Genomic DNA, 15,501 nt, shown 5'->3' with positions numbered 1-15,501 from the left:
GCCCGGCTTCTTCATGTCCGGGCGCTGCGGCGCAGAGACGCCCGTGATTCCGGTCTCCGTCTACTCGGATCCGCTCAGTTCAGCGATCCATCGCGCCAGGCGCCGGCCGAGGCAGTGAGATCCTGCGCATAGGCGCTGAGGCGCGATGCGCGGGTGGTGAGCTCGCTCGCCCGCGCCGGTTCGGTGTGCTCGTAGTCGTCGGCGACGTGCGTCGCGCCGGAGGCCTGCACGCGGCAGAACGCGGCCGCCCGCTCGAGCGCGATCGCGAAGTCGCCGGAGAACGCGCCGTGCAGGATCGTGTCGATCAGCCCGACGAGCTCCTCCGGGCCGGCCGGCACCGGCGCCCCCGCGACCAGCGCGTCGACCGAGGGCAGCTCGATGCGGCCGCGCTCGTGCAGGAGCGCGGCGAGGGGCGCATCGGCATGGATCGATGCCTGCAGCAAGTACAGCCGCCAGAGGGCTCCAGGCAGGGACACGGCGGGGCTCTTCGCCCAGAGCTCCGCGACCTCGTCGATCCCGTGCTCGGTCGCGTACGCCACGAGCCGCTCCGCGCTCACTCCGCTGTCGTCCGCCCTCACCCGCGCCAGCAGCGCCGACGCCGTGGCGTGCGCCATCCGCGTCTGCTCCGCCGGATCGTGGGATCCGAGCAGGTGGTCGAACGTCTCCGGCGAGAGGCGGACGGGGCGGTGGAAGGGCGAGGGCACCGACCCAGGCTACGCGCGCTGTCCGACGCAGGGCACCCAGTCGCGACCGATAGACTCGGGAGTACGGGCCTCTAGCTCAGTTGGCAGAGCATCGGACTTCAACACAATAGGAGCGCCTCGGGGGAAACCCCGGGGATGACACCACTCAAAGTCGGGGAACCCTTCCTGGGAGACCAGTTGGCAATCCCGAGCCAAGCCGGACGCGAGTCCGGAAGGTGTAGAGACTGGACGGGTGGCACCTACAGCGCAAGCCAGGGTGAAGGGACAGTCCAGACCACGAACGCCCATCGGGCGGCGGCGAAAGCCGAAGTGGCAGGTTAATCCGCGGGTCGTGGGTTCGAGCCCCACGGGGCCCACCGTGAAGAGGGGCCCGGTCATCAAATGACCGGGCCCCTCTTGCCGTTGTTACCGCGGGAATGTCGCCGGTGTGCGCTGCCGCAACTGCTGACCGCCCTCAGCAGAAGAGTGGTACGATATCCTGTACCACTAGGAGGAATCATGGCCATCACCGCAAGCGAAGCTCGCAGTGACCTGTTCGGCCTCATCGAGCGCGTCAACCTCGACCAGACCGAAGTCGAGATCACATCCAAGCGCGGTTCGGCCGTGCTGATGTCGAAGGACGAGTACGACTCGCTGCTCGAGACCACCTACCTCCTGCGCTCTCCCAAGAATGCGCGCCGCCTGATCGACGCCATCGAGAGTGCCCGCTCGAGAGACATCGCTGAGCACGAGCTGCAGTGAGTGACCGCAAGCTCGCCTGGACAGCCGGCGGCTGGGAGGACTACCTCTACTGGCAGAGCCAGGACCGACGAACGCTCAAGCGGATCAACCTCCTGATCGATGACATCCTGCGCGACGATCCGTTCGAGGGCATCGGCAAGCCGGAGCCGCTGAAGCACGCGCTGGCCGGGGCATGGTCGCGACGCATCGATGAAGCCAACAGGCTCGTGTACCTGGTCGACGACGCGTACGCGGTCATCCTGCAGGCGCGCTACCACTACTGACGGCACAGCCCTGGGACCAGCACGAAATCGGCGACGGAGGCGCGGTATCTCGCGGCGCCGGCAACAGCAGGCGAGCCACACACCGACGGGCTACTGCGGGCCCGCCCCTTCCGGCAGCGGCGCACCAGCCTGCCGCGCGAACAGGGCGATGGCCCGCTCCGCGTCGGCGACGGAGATGCTGCCGCCGGCGACGATGTGCAGGCCGTAGGCGTCCTCCAAGGCGACGAAGTTCATCGCGATGTCGTCGAGCGGACCGGTCAACGAGAAATCCCCGTTGTCCGCGCCGGCCTGCAGGATCCGCCGGTACAGCCCGAGCTGCTCGCCGTAGAGCCGCTGCACGAGCTCGTCGTGCAGCGGCGACTTGCCCGCGAGCACGTCGAACTCGTAGAGCAGCCGCATGAGCGCGTCATCCGGGCCGCTCGGCAGCCCGGCGCGGACGGCGATCGCGAGCTGCTCCGCCGGACGCTCCGCCTGAGCCACGAGCGCCTCGCGCTCCTCGCCGACCCGGCGCATGCCGGCGGCGTGGGCCTCGACGAGGATCGCGTCGAGGTCCTCGTAGTAGTACAGCAGCGCCCCTCGGGTGACCCCGGCCTGATTCGCGACGTCCGTCAGCGAGAGATTGCGCAGCCCGTGCTCGGCGGCGGCGTCGAGCGCCGCGTCGACCACCTCGCGGCGGCGCTGCTCCTGCGTGCTCGGGCGTGCCATGAAGCCAGTATCGCAGTCCTGTGGAGGGATCCGGATCCGATCGGACGAGTTTCTTGACATCTGAGTGAATTAATTTACTCTTGAGTCAAAGAACTGCGGCCGCTCCCCTCGAGCAGCGCCGCCCCGAGACGTTGGAGCACCGACATGGCGGTCGACACCCTCTACACCGGCGGACGCGTCCGCACCTTCGATCCCGAACAGCCCTGGGCCGAGGCCGTCGGCGTGACCGGCGACCGGATCACCTATGTGGGATCCGCCGCCGACGCACCGGCGAGCCTGCGCACCGTGGCCCTCGAGGGTCGCCTGCTCACACCCGGCGTCGCCGACACCCACAACCACCTGCTGCTCGGCTACGACGACCTGGCCGTGAGCCTGGATCAGGTGCAGAGCCTCGATGTCGTGCGCTCGCGGATCGCGGCCTTCGCCGAGGCCCACCCTGACCTGGAGTGGATCTGCGCCGAGAACGCCCTCTACTCGGTCATCGAGGGCCGACGCCCGCGCGCCGACGACCTCGCCGGCGTCACCGACCGGCCCGTCTTCATCACCACGTACGACCAGCACTCGGTGTGGCTGAACCGGCCCGCGCTCGCGAAGCTCGGCGTCCTCGGCGGCGGCGACATCGCCTGGGGAAACCCCGAGATCGACCACCGCACGGGTGAGCCCACGGGCTGGGTCACCGACTTCTACACGAGCGCCATGACGACCGACGGCCTCGCCGAGCTGCAGCGCGACATCCCGATGTACTCCCCCGACCGGCGCTACCGCAAGATCGTGAACAGCCTCGACATGGCACGCCGCTTCGGCATCACGACCGTGGTCGAGCCGCAGGTGCCGCTCGCCGAGCTGCCGCTGTTCGACAGGGCCGAGCGCGAGGGCAAGCTCACCGCGCGGACGATCGCCGCGATCTACCACCCGGTCGGATCCGACGGCGACTTCCGTACCCGGATCACCGAGGCGATCCGGGAGACTCCGCAGCACGACCGCTTCCGCCTGGGCATGGTGAAGCTGTACGCGGACGACGTGATCGAGCCGCACACCGCAGCGATGCTCGAGGACTACGCGAACCGTCCGGGTCATCGTGGGCACACGAGCCTCGAGCCGCTCGAGTTCACCCGGCTCTTCGTCGAGCTCGACCGCCTGGGCTACCAGGTCCACACGCACGCGACCGGCGACTGGGGGATCAGACTCACCCTCGACGCGATCGAGGCCGCCCAGCGCGCGAACGGCACGCGGGACGCCCGGCACGGCATCGTGCACGTGGAGTGCCTCGCCCCGGAGGACCTGCCCCGCTTCCGCGACCTGGGCGTCGTCGCCGCGATGCAGCCTCGCCACGCCTCCCCCGACCTCGTCGCCGGAACCTGGATGGAGAACGTCGGAGAAGCACGCTGGGATCGCGCGTGGCGGTTCCGCTCCATGGTCGAGTCCGGTGCGCGCGTGACGTTCTCGAGCGACTGGCAGGTGGGCGAGATGGATCCGCTCGTCGGCGTCTACAGCGCGATGACCCGCGCCCGTCTCGACGGCGGCGACGCCTGGACCGCGGGCGAGCGCCTCGACTTGGACCGCACGCTCGAGGCCTACACGAAGGGCGGCGCAGGGGCGTTCCACCACGAGAACAGCCTAGGAATGCTCCGTACCGGATACCTCGCCGACCTGGTCGTGTGGTCGGGCGATCTCTACTCCATGGAGCCCGCGGAGATCCTGGCGCAGCGTGCCGATCTCACGGTCGTCGGCGGCACCGCGGTGCACGACGCGCGCGGCGAGCTCGGCAAGGCCGCATCCGCAGTGCCCGTCCAGGATCCGGGCGGAGCCGGGCAGAGCTGCACCGAGCCCTCCGCCGACCACCACTGCCACTCGCACACCCACTGAGGACGATCCCACGATGTCAACGCTGCCATCCCACTCCGCCGTCGCCGCCGGCGACGATCAGCTCGCCCACGCCGTCACGCACGAACCGGGAGCACTCAAGCGCACCCTGAAGCTGCGTCACCTCGTCTTCATCGGCCTCGCCTACATGGCTCCTCTCGCCGTGTTCGACATGTTCGGGATCGTGGCCGACCAGACCAGCGGCCACGTGCCGCTCGCCTATCTGGTGGTGCTGATCGCGGTGCTCTTCACGGCGTTCAGCTATTCGCGCATGGTGCGGTTCTTCCCGATCGCGGGATCCGCCTACACGTACGCGAAGGAGTCGATCCACCCGGCGGTCGGCTTCCTCGTGGGGTGGGCGGCGACCCTCGACTACCTGCTGCTGCCCATGATCAATGCCATCCTCTCCGGGATCTACATGGGCGCGATCTACCCGCAGGTGCCGTTCTGGGTGTGGGTGCTGCTCACGGTCACCATCTGCACGGCATTGAATCTCGTCGGCGTCCGACTGGCGGCGAGCATGAACGTGATCCTGGTCGGGATCCAGCTCGTCGTCGCCGTGCTCTTCGTCGTGCTCGCGGTCGTGAACATCTCGAACGGCGCCAACGGCGCGGCCTTCACCGTACGGCCGTTCTTCTCCGACGACGTCCAGGCCGCGGCCCTCGCCGGCGGCGCCGCGATCCTCGCACTGTCGTTCCTCGGCTTCGACGCCGTCTCCACGCTCGCCGAGGAGGCGAAGCGTCCCACCCGGGACATTCCGCGGGCGATCTTCATCATCGTCGCGGCGGCCGGAGCGTTCTTCCTCACCGTGACCTATGTGATGCAGACGCTGTTCCCCGACGTCACGAAGCTGGAGAACATCGTCGGCGCCTCCCCCGAGATCGCGAAGTACATCGGGGGCGCCGCGTTCCAGGCGATCTTCGTCGGCGGCTACATGATGGCGGTGCTGGGCTGCGGCATCACCCAGCAGATGAGCGCGGCGCGCCTGCTGTATGCGATGGGCCGCGACGGCGCCTTGCCGAAGGGCCTGTTCAGCCGCGTGAATCCGCGCACCGGCGTGCCGGTCGCGAACGTCCTCATCGTCGCAGCGATCGCCCTGACCGCGCTGTTCGTGAACCTCGAGCAGGCGTCGTCGATGATCAACTTCGGCGCGTTCATCGCCTTCACGTTCGTGAACCTGTCGGTGATCTTCGTGTTCTTCCGGTTCATCACCAAGCGCACGATCGGATCCTGGATCGGCTTCGTCGTCATCCCCGCGATCGGCGTCGTGATCAACGTGGCGCTGTGGCTCAGCCTGGACGGGATCTCAATGATCATCGGCGGCGCCTGGACCGCGATCGGGGTCGTCTACCTGCTCATCAAGACGCGCGGCTTCCGCGCCGCTCCCCCCGACCTGACCGGGCCGATCAACGTCGGCATGTACGACTGACGGCTGTACGCGCGGGCGCCAGCCGGATCCGGCTGGCGCCCGAAGGCCCTTCCTCAGTCGATGATGGGCGCGGCGCGCGCCTCCTCGACACCGCTTGCGGCCACGGCCTCCAGGGCGCGTTCGAGGACCTGCAGATCCTCGACGGTCTCGACCGATGACACCCGGCCCCAGACGAGCGTCATGAACTGGAAGACGGTGTTCTCGTAGCGGGTGCCGTCCGGCAGCTCGCCCGAGACCAGGGACCGGACGGCGATGCGTGTGTTCCAGGGGCCGCCATTGACGAGCACGTCCTGGACCTCGAAACGCGCACCCGGCAGCAGCCTCACGACGCGCTCCCACCATCGCAGCATCGACTCCCTCGTCGTGCGAACTCCGCCGAGCGCGTGGTCGCCGTGGAAGCGGTACTGGAACGAGGGGGCGAGTCCATCGACCATCGTCCGATAGTCGCCGTCGTTGATCCGGTCGAACGTGGCACGCACTTTCGCACTGACGATCCGCGTATACACCATGACCAGCCCTCTCTTCGAGGCAGAGATACGTTACTATGAGTCACATTATGGTGACCTCCGGACGTCCCCGCAAGAGCTCGATCGACGATGCGATTCTGCAGGCGACCGCCGAGCTCATCACCGACCTGGGATACGCCCGCCTCACGGTCACTGCGATCATCGAACGCGCCGGCACGAACAAACCGGCCTTCTACCGCCGATTCCAGAACGTCGCCGAGGTCGTCCCCCGGGTACTGGCCTCCCGCCACGGCGTCGACACAGACATCGACACCGGCAGCCTCGCCGGCGACCTGATCGAAGTGCAACGACGTCAGGAGCGTCTTTTCACCGACCCGGTGGTGACGCGAGGCATCGCCGGCTGGCTGGCAGAGGTGGAGGCCGACCCCGAGCAGGGCAGACCATTCTTCGAGCACTATCTCGGCCCTCGCCGCGCCTACACCCGGGTGATCCTCGAACGCGCCGTGGCCCGCGGGGAGATCCCGCAGGTCGGCGATCCCGCCTGGATCGCCGACCTGCTGACCGGTCCGCTCCTCATGCGCGTGGCCTTTCCCGGCATGCCCCGGATCGATGGCGCACTCCTTGCGCGGACCGTTCACAGCGCGCTCGACTCGCTCGGCTGCGTCGGCGATCGGCGAGCCTTGTCGTCGCTCGACAGCATCGACGAGGAGGGGCGCTATCCCCGTCGGGCGCGGTGACGTCGCACGGCGTCGCGGTTGGCGCAGCGCACAGAGCAGTAGCGCTGCCGCCCGTTGCGGGTCACATCGGCCACGACGTTCGTGCACGGTGCCGCTGCGCAGCGCCCCAGACGCGTCATCCCCCGCGTGACCAGGTGCAAGGAGGTGCCGACCGTGATCACGGCACGCAGCACGCGCGGCAGGGAATCCTCCTCACCGCGGTAGTGCAGGTGCCAGCCCTCGCCGTCATGGTCGGTGAGTCGCGGATACGCGGCCGCGGCCGCCATCTCCGCATTCAGCAATGCCGCACGCTCGTCCGGCGCCGGCGCATCGACGACGCGCAGCCAGTCATCGATCACCCTTCGCGTGTCGGCGTGATCCCCGGGACCTGCCGGGAAGACCATCGTCATCCCGAAGTCGCGGGTGCGCTGCTCGATGCCGGCTCGATCGGCCGGCCAGTCGTTGGCGAGCGACGCCGCCATCAGCACCGCGTACTCTCCGTAAGGGTTGAGATGCATAATGGCATTACATCATCGTGGAGGCATGACCGCCGCATCCTCTGCCGACACCGCATCGATTCCGCTCGCGCCTCCGGATCCGTCTCGTTCCGCGCCGGCGCATGAGCATGCCTGGGAGACGCGATCCCGACACCGAACGGCCGACGGCATGCTGCTGTACGTGCGCTGCGTGGCGTGCGGCGCGCAGCGCGTGGACCTGCATGCGGCGGGCACGGCAGCCCCGACCGCGCTCAGCCGCGCGCTCCGAGCCGGCCCGACGTCCCCGCCGCCCGAGGCGGTCAGTCGGCGCTGAGTTCGGCGAGCTTCCGCACCGTCCGCAGATTACGCGCCGTGCCGGCCACGCCGAGCGCGCGGTCCAGAACCGGGCGCGTGAGCTTGCTGGAGTGCACTCCCCCGGCGCCGAAGTCGATCCAGAGGTCGCTTCCGCGCAGGGCGATCCGCTCGCCGGGCTGCAGTCGCGCGGTCAGCGTCTGGACCGCATCGGCCCTCGGCTCACCCTCGAGGAACATCGCGTGCAGCATCTTGTCTGCGGCGGCGTCCGGGAAGGGGTTCTCCTCGATCGCGCGGACCAGATCGTCGTGCGTGCGCAGGATCACCGGGGTGTCCACTCCGAATGCGTCGTGGATCAGGGCCCGCACCTCCGCGCAGACCGCCGCGGGATCCTCGGGAGGATCGCAGATGACATTGCCGCTCGCGATGTAGGTGGTCACCGCACCGAATCCCCCGCGGTCGTTCATGAGTGCGCGCAGCTCCGCCATCGGGACCCGGTTCGCGCCGCTCACGTTCACGGCGCGCAAGAGCAGGGCGCAGCGCTCGACGGTCATTCGGCGGCGCCGTCGGTCGGTGCGGCCGCACCGTCCGCCGGAGCACCCGGCTCCGCGTCGCTCGGCACGAGCTCCGCCCCGGCATGAGCGAGCTCGGCCAGCGCCGCCGCGCTCGATTCGGCGCCGACGCCTGCGACGAGGTCCGTCAGGATCCGCACGTGCACGCCGTGCGCGATCGCATCGGACGCCGAGGCGCGCACGCAGTGGTCGGTCGCGATGCCGACCACGTCGGCGGCGAGCACGCTGTGCGCGGAGAGGATCCCGGCGACCGTCTCCTCCGCATCCGTCACTCCTTCGAACATCGAGTACGCGGGGCGTCCCTGCCCCTTGCGCACGTGATGCGTGACGGCCGCCGTCTCCAGCAAGGGGTCGTAGTCGGCGCCTTCGGTGCCGGCCACGCAGTGCACGGGCCAGCTGTCGATGTAGTCCGGTGCATCGGAGAAGTGCCCACCGTTGTCCCCCGTCGCGTCGTGCCAGTCCCGCGAGGCGACGATCACGTCGTAGTCGGCCGCATGATCGCGGAGCAGGGCGGTGATACCGCGGGCGACGTCGTCGCCTCCGGCCACGGCGAGGGCGCCTCCCTCGGTGAAGTCGTTCTGGACATCGACGATCAGCAGCGCACGGGACATACCCCGAGCGTACGCCGGAACGACGAAACCCCCTCCGAGGAGGGGGTTTCCGGTCGATTCGCCCGAGGGAATCGAACCCTTGACCTTTTCCGCACGTGTAGATTCCCGCTCGAGATGGCGACCTTTGTCGCGGTTCCCACGGCATTCGGCAGCGATCTCGAGGCCGTGATTCCACGCAACATCGCAGATTCCTGCGGCCAGTGGAGCGGAGCGTCGCCCGATGCTCGTCAGCTGAGTCCGATGGTCTGCAGCCAGCGTTGGATCTCGGGCCCGGCATCGCGGACCGTCTCACCGTGAATCGCGAGCCCATCGGTGACGGTCGCGTCGGGGAGCATCTCGGCGTAGTCGTCGCGCACCCTTCCCAGGCGGCTGACCGCGTAGGTGACGAAGGGGTGGATGGTCTTGCTCGCGAGGTCGACGGACTCGATGAAGGTACGCATGATCATGGGTGCTTGGACGTTCCAGACGGGGCTGCCGAGCAGGATGGTGTCGTACGTCGCAAGGTCGGGCAGCAGGCCCACGATCGCGGGGCGAGCGTCGTCACCTTCCTCTTGCACGTTTCGTCGGACGGCGGCTTCGTAGTCGTCGGGGTAGGGGTCGGCGGCGATGATCTCGTACTCGTCGACGTCGATGAGGTCGCGGATCAGGCGTGCGGCGACCTTGGTGTTGCCGACCTCGAGATCGACGCGATCGCCGTAGGAGTAGTTCTCCCCAGCGCGGGAGAAATAGACCAGCAGAGCGCGGTCCTGTGTCGGGGTGGGCATAGGAGTTCCTTGCGGTTGAGAGGTCGTCGCCGACCTGCCGGGTCGGCGCGTGCAGCCGGTGAGGATCATGCCTCCCACGCCGGTGAGGATCGTGGTGAGGGCTGCGCGGCGGCTGATCATCGGTTCTCCGTCGTATCCGAGGTGGCGGGAACAGGGGTCGTCTCGTTGTTTCGCCACCGAACGATGAGCAACAACGCCGCCGCGAGGGCGAGTGCGAGGAGGACGGCGCCGGCGGCGAGCCCGGTGGAGGCTTCGGCGGCGATGGCTGTCGGGTCGGTGCCGGTGATGCCGGCCGTTGCGACGGCGACCATGATGCTCACGCCCAGGGCCCCACCGAGCTGGTGGGCGACGTTGACCGCGCCAGCGGCGGCACCAGCGTCTCTGGGTTCGATGCGGGTGACGCCGGCCGCGGTGAGGGGTGCGAAACCGATGCCCTGCCCGGCGCCGAGCAGCAGCATGGGCAGCGCAAGGGCGGTCCAGTAGCTGCTATCAGGTCGGACGAAGCTGATCCAGATCATGCCGGCGAGGGTGATCGCGAGGCCGACGACGACGAGGCTGCTATTGCCGTAGCGGCGGGTGAGTCGGGGGACGGTGAGTGAGAGTGCGAACTGGACGACCGTCATCGGAAGGAACCCCAGCCCGGCTGCCAGCGGGCTGAATCCGAGGGCTTGCTGCATGTACTGGGACGCGAAGAAGAAGTAGCCGAAGATGGCGCCGGCGAACAGCATGCGGGCCAGGAATGCGCCGCCGCGGGCCGGGTCAGCGAGCACCCTGGACGGCAGGATCGGTTGCGGTGTGCGCCATTCGATGACGGCGAACCCGACGAGGACGACGAGCCCCGCAGCGATGAATGCGAGGGCGATGGGGTCGGCCCACCCGGCATCCGAGGTGCGGGTGATGCCGTAGACGAGGGCGGTCATGCCGAGGGTGGAGGCGATGGCCCCGGCGATGTCGAACCGGCCACCTGTGCGTGGGGTTTCGCGGACGAAGACGACGGTAGCGCTCAGGAGGGCGGCGCCGATCGGGACGTTCATGAGGAACCCGACCCGCCAGGATGCGATGTCGGCGAGCAGCCCGCCGACGACAAGGCCGAGGCTCGCCCCGATACCGGCGGTCGACCCGTACGCGGCGACGGCGCGCGTGCGGGCCGGCCCCTCGACGAACGTGGTCGTCAGGAGCGCGAGCGAGGTGGGCGCGAGGATCGCCGACCCGATGCCCTGCACGGCGCGGGAAGCGATCATCCACTCCGCGGTGGGAGCGAGACCGATCGACAGAGAGGCGAGGGAGAAGATCGCCAGCCCGATGAGGAAGAGGCGGCGCCGGCCGACGAGATCTCCGGCGCGCGCGGCGAGCAGCAGCAGCCCGCCGAACACGAGCGCATAGGCGGTCTGCACCCACGACAGACCCGCGGTGGTGAAGTCGAGCTCGGTGCGGATGCGGGACAGGCCGGTGAACACGATCGAGTTGTCGAGCACGATCATGAAGTAGCTGACCAGCACGATCGCGAGGATCGCAGCAGGGCGGGCGGCACGGGCCGTGGTGGTGCTCGAGGTACTCGTCGACATCATGAAGCCATTCCACGCGCCCGCACAGTGCGGTGGCAGTGACGGGTTATCCGTGTACTGGCAGTCACTCCCGCACGGACTCGGGCGCGCGTAGCGTCGAGGTCATGAGCACAGTGACTTTGAACAACGGCGTCGCGATGCCCGCCCTCGGCTTCGGTGTCTTCCAGACCCCACCGGCAGAGACGACGGATGCCGTCACGGCGGCGTTGCAGACCGGGTACCGGCTGATCGACACGGCGGCCGCGTACGGCAACGAGCGTGGTGTCGGCGATGCGATCCGCGAGTCGGGGCTTGCCCGGGACGAGGTCTTCATCGAGACGAAGGTCTGGATCAGCGACTACGGGTACGACCAGTCGTTGCACGCGTTCGAGAAGAGCGTCCGCAAGCTCGGCGTCGACCAGATCGACCTGCTGCTGCTGCACCAGGCGCTGCCGGGCGCGTTCGACAAGACCGTCGCCGCCTACCGGGCGCTCGAGCAGCTGCTCGCGGACGGGAAGGTCCGCGCAATCGGGGTGAGCAACTTCATGCGCACCCACCTGGACGCCCTCCTCGCCGAGACCGAGGTGGTGCCGGCGGTGAACCAGGTCGAGGTGCACCCGTTCTTCACGCAGCCGGACGTGCAGGCCGCGAACGTGGAGCGCGGCATCCTCACCCAGGCGTGGTCTCCGATCGGCGGGATCACGTCCTACCGCGGCAAGACGACGACGAGCACGTTCACCGATCCGACGATTCTCGAGATCGGCGAGCGGTATGGGAAGACGGCGGCGCAGGTGATGCTGCGCTGGCACCTGCAGGAGGGCCGTTCCGCGATCCCGAAGTCGGTCACGCCGAAGCGGATCCGGGAGAACTTCGACGTGTTCGACTTCACGCTCACCAACGACGAGCTTCGCCGCATCGACGCGCTCGACAAGGGCGTGCGTGGCGGGCCCGAGCCCGAGGCGATCACTCTCGAGAGCTTTGGCCGCGACATTCCCGAGGTGTGACGTCGTGAACACGTCCGCTGAGGTCCGTGAGTTCCTGACCACTCGCCGGGCCCGCCTCACCCCGGAACAGGCTGGGATCATCGGCGGTGGCAGGCGGCGGGTTGCGGGGTTGCGCCGGGAAGAGGTCGCGATGCTCGCCGGGATGAGCGTGGACTACTACGCAAAGATGGAGCGCGGGAACCTGTCCGGCGTGTCCCCGGAAGTCCTCGATGCTCTCGCCCGCGCATTGCAGCTCGACGACGCCGAGACCACGCACTTGCATGACCTCGCCCGCGCCGCCGCACCTGCCAGCCCCGTCCGCCGGCGACGGAAAGAAGCGACGGCGGTGCGGCCGACCCTGCAACGGTTCCTGGACACGATCACCGACACCCCCACCTACGTGTCGAATCGACGCAAGGATTTCGTCGCGACCAACCCGCTCGGGGCGGCGGTGTTCGCGCCGGTCCTGGACGACCCCGCCAACGGGCGCAACAACGCGCGGTTCGCTTTCCTGAACCCCGCATCGCACGTCTATTACCCCGACTGGGAAGCGGGAGCCCGCAGCATCGTCGCCTCCCTTCGGATCGATGCGGGCCAGAACCCGCACGACAAGGAGCTCACCGATCTCATCGGTGAGCTCGTCACCCGCAGCGATGTGTTCCGCACCCTGTGGGCGGCGCACGACGTGCGCTTCCACCGCAACGGTACGAAGCGCATCCACCACCCGATCGCGGGTGACCTTCAGTTCGAGTACGAGGCGTTCGTTCTGCCCGGCAGCGACGGGCTGATCCTGTATGCCTGCACCGTCGAACCCGGATCCCCCACCGCCGAACGCCTGCAGCTGCTCGGCAGCCTCGCCGCGACGCCGAAGACCGTGTCCTGATGCGCCTGTACGAACCGCCCCCGACCACGGAGTGCCCGGCGGAGAGGTTCTCGGGCGAGGTGCGGGTCGACGCGATCGCCGGCGGTGACCAGCCGCCGATGGTGATCGGCGGGATCGTCCGGTTCGCGGCCGGCGCGCACACCGCCTGGCACGTCCACGCCCGCGGGCAGACCCTGCACATCCTCGACGGTATCGCGATCGTGCACTCCCGAGATGGCGAGACGATCATCGCCCGTCCCGGGGAAACCGTGCACACCCCAGCCGGCCAATGGCACTGGCACGGCGCGACCCCGGACGAGCCGATGACGCACCTGGCCCTGTCCGACACCGTTCCCCACGGCGACGGCCCCCCAGTGACCTGGGCCGAGCACGTCACCGAGCGGGACTACGACGCGGCGGTACGCGCCGCGGAGAAGGAATGAACCGATGACCGAATCCACCCCCGCGCAGCGTGCGATCGGCGATTTCGCCCCCAAGCTCGTCGACCTCACTGACACCGTCCTGTTCGGCGACGTGTGGGCGCGCCCCGAACTGGGCCGCCGCGACCGCAGCCTCGTCACCGTCGCCGCACTCGTCGCAAGCGGCGCGTTCGAGCAACTGCCCAGCCACCTCCGCCTCGCCCGCGACAACGGTCTCAGCGAGGACGAGCTGAAGGAAGCGATCATCCACCTGGCTTTCTACGCCGGCTGGCCCAAAGCGATGTCTGCCATCCAGGTCGCCAAGACCGTCTTCACCGACTGACACCCAGGAGCACCTTATGACCACCCCTATCACTGTCATCACCGGTGCGTCTTCAGGCATCGGCGCCGCCACCGCCCGCGCACTCCACGACGCCGGCCACCACGTCGTGCTGCTCGCGCGCCGTACCGAGCGCATCGAGCAGCTCGCCGTGGAACTCGGCGACCGGGCCACCGCGATCGCCGCGGACGTCACCGACCGCGACACCCTCCTCGCCGCAGCCGACCAGGTCCAGGAGCTCGGCGGCGCCGACGTCCTGGTCAACAACGCCGGCGTCATGCTGCTCGGCCCGTTCTCCGCCGACCAGCGCGACGACTACCGGCAGATGATCGAGGTGAACCTGCTCGGCGCGATCACCGCCACCGAAGTGTTCCTCGACCAGCTCACCGCCGGCGGGGCCGCCGACATCATCAACATCTCCTCGGTCGCCGGGCGCACCGCCCGCGCCGGCAACGGCGTCTATGCCGCCACCAAATGGGGCGTCAACGGGTGGTCCGAATCCCTCCGCCAGGAGCTGCTTCCCACGGTGCGCGTGACCCTCATCGAACCCGGCGTGGTCGCGACCGAGCTGCCCACCCACATCACGCACACCGAAACCAACACGTCCGTCAACGAGATGTACAGCCACGCTGAAGTCACCGCCGACGACATCGCCGAGATCATCGCCTTCGCCATCCAGCGCCCCCGCCACCTCGCCATCAACGAGATCCTCCTCCGGCCCGCCGGCCAGGTCTGAGCAAGCGGAACAGTTCCTTCACGAACACCTCCCCCGCCGACAGTGCCGGGCCGCGGCGTCCCGACGCACGGCCACGTCGAGTGGGCCGGCGAGAAGGGCGCGAAGATCCCGCGCCGCGATCGCGTCCACGATCGGGCAGGACGTCGTCGATCGGAAGGTCGACCACACCCGCTGTCGACCGCGACGGCCCGAGCGCTATCGCGCCGCTTACCTGAGTTTCACCCCGCCGAAGCGCTTCTGGCAGGATCGCAGAATGTCCGTCGACCCGACTCCCGTAGCCGTCCGCCCTTCGCTCGGCACCCACGAGTACCCGCGACTCGTCGATATCTGGCGCAGTGCTGTTGGCGCCACGCACGACTTCCTCGCGGATGAAGACTTCGCGCGTATCGAGAGCAAACTCGCCTCGGCATACTTCCCTGCAGTGACGCTGGTCGTTGCGGAGCTGGACGAACAACCCGTCGGCTTCGCCGGAGCCGCGGACGGCTCCTTGGAAATGCTCTTCGTCGCCGACGACGCACGGGGCTCAGGGGTGGGCACGCTTCTTCTCCAGCACGTCATCGATCACCTCGCAGTCACGCGGGTGGACGTCAACGAGCAGAACGCCGGCGCACTCGGCTTCTACCTGAGCCGGGGCTTCGCCCAGACGGGGCGCGACGATCTCGACGGCGACGGCCGTCCCTACCCGATCCTGCACCTCTCACTGCATCACTGAGGTCGACACGATCCTCATTGGGATGATGCGCCCGCGCGAGACGCGCACCAAGACCGTGGGAGGCAACGAGCAATGGCCAATCGGGAACAGATGCCTCTCGCCCTGGCAGGGCGCGGGGCATCCTCTGACGGGTAAACGGCGGAACCCCCGGTTCTCCGCAGGATTCTGCGGGAAACCGAGGGTTCCCATCGAGCCGCCCAAGGGAATCGAACCCTTGACCTTTTCATTACGAGTGAAATGCTCTGCCGACTGAGCTAGGGCGGCGCACACCCCGAGAGGTGC

The 15,501-nt window shown here is 68.6% G+C and carries 20 protein-coding genes and 1 tRNA gene; 12 read left to right on the top strand and 9 right to left on the bottom strand.

The genetic code is table 11. The annotated features are described in order from the left end of the window. Positions 1 to 74 precede the first annotated feature (74 nt). The gene (locus ACFC1J_RS15685) at positions 75 to 704 is read right to left on the bottom strand and encodes a DNA-directed RNA polymerase subunit beta (protein WP_375908025.1); all 630 of its coding nucleotides are present in this window, start codon (positions 702 to 704) and stop codon (positions 75 to 77) included. A 498-nt stretch (positions 705 to 1,202) separates the two neighbouring features. On the opposite strand from ACFC1J_RS15685, the gene ACFC1J_RS15680 reads away from it, so the two are divergent. Further along, on the top strand, positions 1,203 to 1,445 hold the full coding sequence (locus ACFC1J_RS15680; protein WP_375908022.1) for a type II toxin-antitoxin system Phd/YefM family antitoxin: 243 nt from the start codon (positions 1,203 to 1,205) through the stop codon (positions 1,443 to 1,445). Then, positions 1,442 to 1,708, top strand: coding sequence for a Txe/YoeB family addiction module toxin (locus ACFC1J_RS15675; RefSeq protein ID WP_375908019.1), 267 nt, complete (start codon positions 1,442 to 1,444; stop codon positions 1,706 to 1,708). The genes ACFC1J_RS15680 and ACFC1J_RS15675 overlap by 4 nt, the downstream gene beginning before the upstream one ends. A 90-nt stretch (positions 1,709 to 1,798) precedes the next feature. Here the strand turns inward: ACFC1J_RS15675 and ACFC1J_RS15670 are convergent, their stop codons facing one another. Next, on the bottom strand, positions 1,799 to 2,413 hold the full coding sequence (locus ACFC1J_RS15670; RefSeq protein ID WP_375908016.1) for a TetR/AcrR family transcriptional regulator: 615 nt from the start codon (positions 2,411 to 2,413) through the stop codon (positions 1,799 to 1,801). Positions 2,414 to 2,557: 144 nt separating this feature from the next. Here ACFC1J_RS15670 and ACFC1J_RS15665 point away from each other — a divergent pair, with 144 nt between their 5' ends. Together ACFC1J_RS15665 and ACFC1J_RS15660 are read left to right on the top strand one after the other, a co-directional pair. Continuing rightward, complete coding sequence (locus tag ACFC1J_RS15665) at positions 2,558 to 4,279, top strand: amidohydrolase (RefSeq protein WP_375908013.1); 1,722 nt, start codon at positions 2,558 to 2,560, stop codon at positions 4,277 to 4,279. Positions 4,280 to 4,292: 13 nt separating this feature from the next. Continuing rightward, positions 4,293 to 5,705: an APC family permease gene (locus ACFC1J_RS15660; RefSeq protein ID WP_375908010.1), complete on the top strand. Its 1,413-nt coding sequence runs from the start codon at positions 4,293 to 4,295 to the stop codon at positions 5,703 to 5,705. Between the two features lie 53 nt (positions 5,706 to 5,758). On the opposite strand, the gene ACFC1J_RS15655 is transcribed toward ACFC1J_RS15660, so the two are convergent. After that, positions 5,759 to 6,214 (bottom strand): nuclear transport factor 2 family protein, encoded by a 456-nt coding sequence (locus tag ACFC1J_RS15655; RefSeq protein ID WP_375908007.1) that lies wholly within the window; start codon positions 6,212 to 6,214, stop codon positions 5,759 to 5,761. 47 nt (positions 6,215 to 6,261) lie between these two features. On the opposite strand from ACFC1J_RS15655, the gene ACFC1J_RS15650 reads away from it, so the two are divergent. Further along, on the top strand, positions 6,262 to 6,909 hold the full coding sequence (locus tag ACFC1J_RS15650; RefSeq protein ID WP_375908004.1) for a TetR/AcrR family transcriptional regulator: 648 nt from the start codon (positions 6,262 to 6,264) through the stop codon (positions 6,907 to 6,909). Here the strand turns inward: ACFC1J_RS15650 and ACFC1J_RS15645 are convergent. Then, positions 6,888 to 7,406, bottom strand: a complete 519-nt coding sequence (locus ACFC1J_RS15645) for a CGNR zinc finger domain-containing protein (protein ID WP_375908001.1) — start codon at positions 7,404 to 7,406, stop codon at positions 6,888 to 6,890. The two genes, ACFC1J_RS15650 and ACFC1J_RS15645, sit on opposite strands and share 22 nt — an antisense overlap. 25 nt (positions 7,407 to 7,431) lie before the next feature. On the opposite strand from ACFC1J_RS15645, the gene ACFC1J_RS15640 reads away from it, so the two are divergent. Next, positions 7,432 to 7,698, top strand: coding sequence for a hypothetical protein (locus ACFC1J_RS15640; protein WP_375907998.1), 267 nt, complete (start codon positions 7,432 to 7,434; stop codon positions 7,696 to 7,698). Here ACFC1J_RS15640 and ACFC1J_RS15635 read toward each other — a convergent pair. The 4 genes from ACFC1J_RS15635 to ACFC1J_RS15620 form a co-directional block, all read right to left on the bottom strand. Continuing rightward, a complete protein-coding gene (locus ACFC1J_RS15635; protein ID WP_375907995.1) occupies positions 7,685 to 8,230 on the bottom strand; it encodes a DUF1697 domain-containing protein in 546 nt (181 codons plus the stop codon). The genes ACFC1J_RS15640 and ACFC1J_RS15635 overlap by 14 nt on opposite strands. Next, entirely contained in the window at positions 8,227 to 8,859 is a 633-nt protein-coding gene (locus tag ACFC1J_RS15630; protein WP_375907992.1) for an isochorismatase family protein, read from the bottom strand. Before ACFC1J_RS15630 ends, ACFC1J_RS15635 begins: the two co-directional genes overlap by 4 nt. A 227-nt stretch (positions 8,860 to 9,086) precedes the next feature. After that, positions 9,087 to 9,623, bottom strand: coding sequence for a flavodoxin (locus ACFC1J_RS15625; protein ID WP_375907989.1), 537 nt, complete (start codon positions 9,621 to 9,623; stop codon positions 9,087 to 9,089). 116 nt (positions 9,624 to 9,739) lie between these two features. Beyond that, on the bottom strand, positions 9,740 to 11,191 hold the full coding sequence (locus tag ACFC1J_RS15620; RefSeq protein WP_375907987.1) for an MFS transporter: 1,452 nt from the start codon (positions 11,189 to 11,191) through the stop codon (positions 9,740 to 9,742). Positions 11,192 to 11,292: 101 nt separating this feature from the next. Here ACFC1J_RS15620 and ACFC1J_RS15615 point away from each other — a divergent pair, with 101 nt between their 5' ends. From ACFC1J_RS15615 to ACFC1J_RS15590, 6 genes are all read left to right on the top strand, one after another. Then, a complete protein-coding gene (locus ACFC1J_RS15615; RefSeq protein ID WP_375907984.1) occupies positions 11,293 to 12,171 on the top strand; it encodes an aldo/keto reductase in 879 nt (292 codons plus the stop codon). Positions 12,172 to 12,175: 4 nt separating this feature from the next. Then, on the top strand, positions 12,176 to 13,033 hold the full coding sequence (locus ACFC1J_RS15610; RefSeq protein WP_375907982.1) for a helix-turn-helix transcriptional regulator: 858 nt from the start codon (positions 12,176 to 12,178) through the stop codon (positions 13,031 to 13,033). Beyond that, a complete protein-coding gene (locus tag ACFC1J_RS15605) occupies positions 13,033 to 13,455 on the top strand; it encodes a cupin domain-containing protein (RefSeq protein WP_375907979.1) in 423 nt (140 codons plus the stop codon). The genes ACFC1J_RS15610 and ACFC1J_RS15605 overlap by 1 nt, the downstream gene beginning before the upstream one ends. A gap of 4 nt (positions 13,456 to 13,459) precedes the next feature. Next, positions 13,460 to 13,774, top strand: a complete 315-nt coding sequence (locus ACFC1J_RS15600; protein ID WP_375907976.1) for a carboxymuconolactone decarboxylase family protein — start codon at positions 13,460 to 13,462, stop codon at positions 13,772 to 13,774. A gap of 16 nt (positions 13,775 to 13,790) precedes the next feature. Further along, entirely contained in the window at positions 13,791 to 14,507 is a 717-nt protein-coding gene (locus ACFC1J_RS15595) for an SDR family oxidoreductase (protein WP_375907973.1), read from the top strand. 253 nt (positions 14,508 to 14,760) lie between these two features. Beyond that, a complete protein-coding gene (locus ACFC1J_RS15590) occupies positions 14,761 to 15,219 on the top strand; it encodes a GNAT family N-acetyltransferase (protein WP_375907970.1) in 459 nt (152 codons plus the stop codon). 191 nt (positions 15,220 to 15,410) lie between these two features. Here ACFC1J_RS15590 and ACFC1J_RS15585 read toward each other — a convergent pair. Further along, a tRNA-Thr gene (locus tag ACFC1J_RS15585) sits at positions 15,411 to 15,483 on the bottom strand. Positions 15,484 to 15,501 lie beyond the last annotated feature (18 nt).

This window comes from Microbacterium sp. NPDC056052, from assembly GCF_042266785.1.
Lineage (GTDB): Bacteria > Actinomycetota > Actinomycetes > Actinomycetales > Microbacteriaceae > Microbacterium.
Note: the sequence above shows the minus strand (reverse complement) of the source record. Positions and strands in the feature narration are given on the sequence as shown.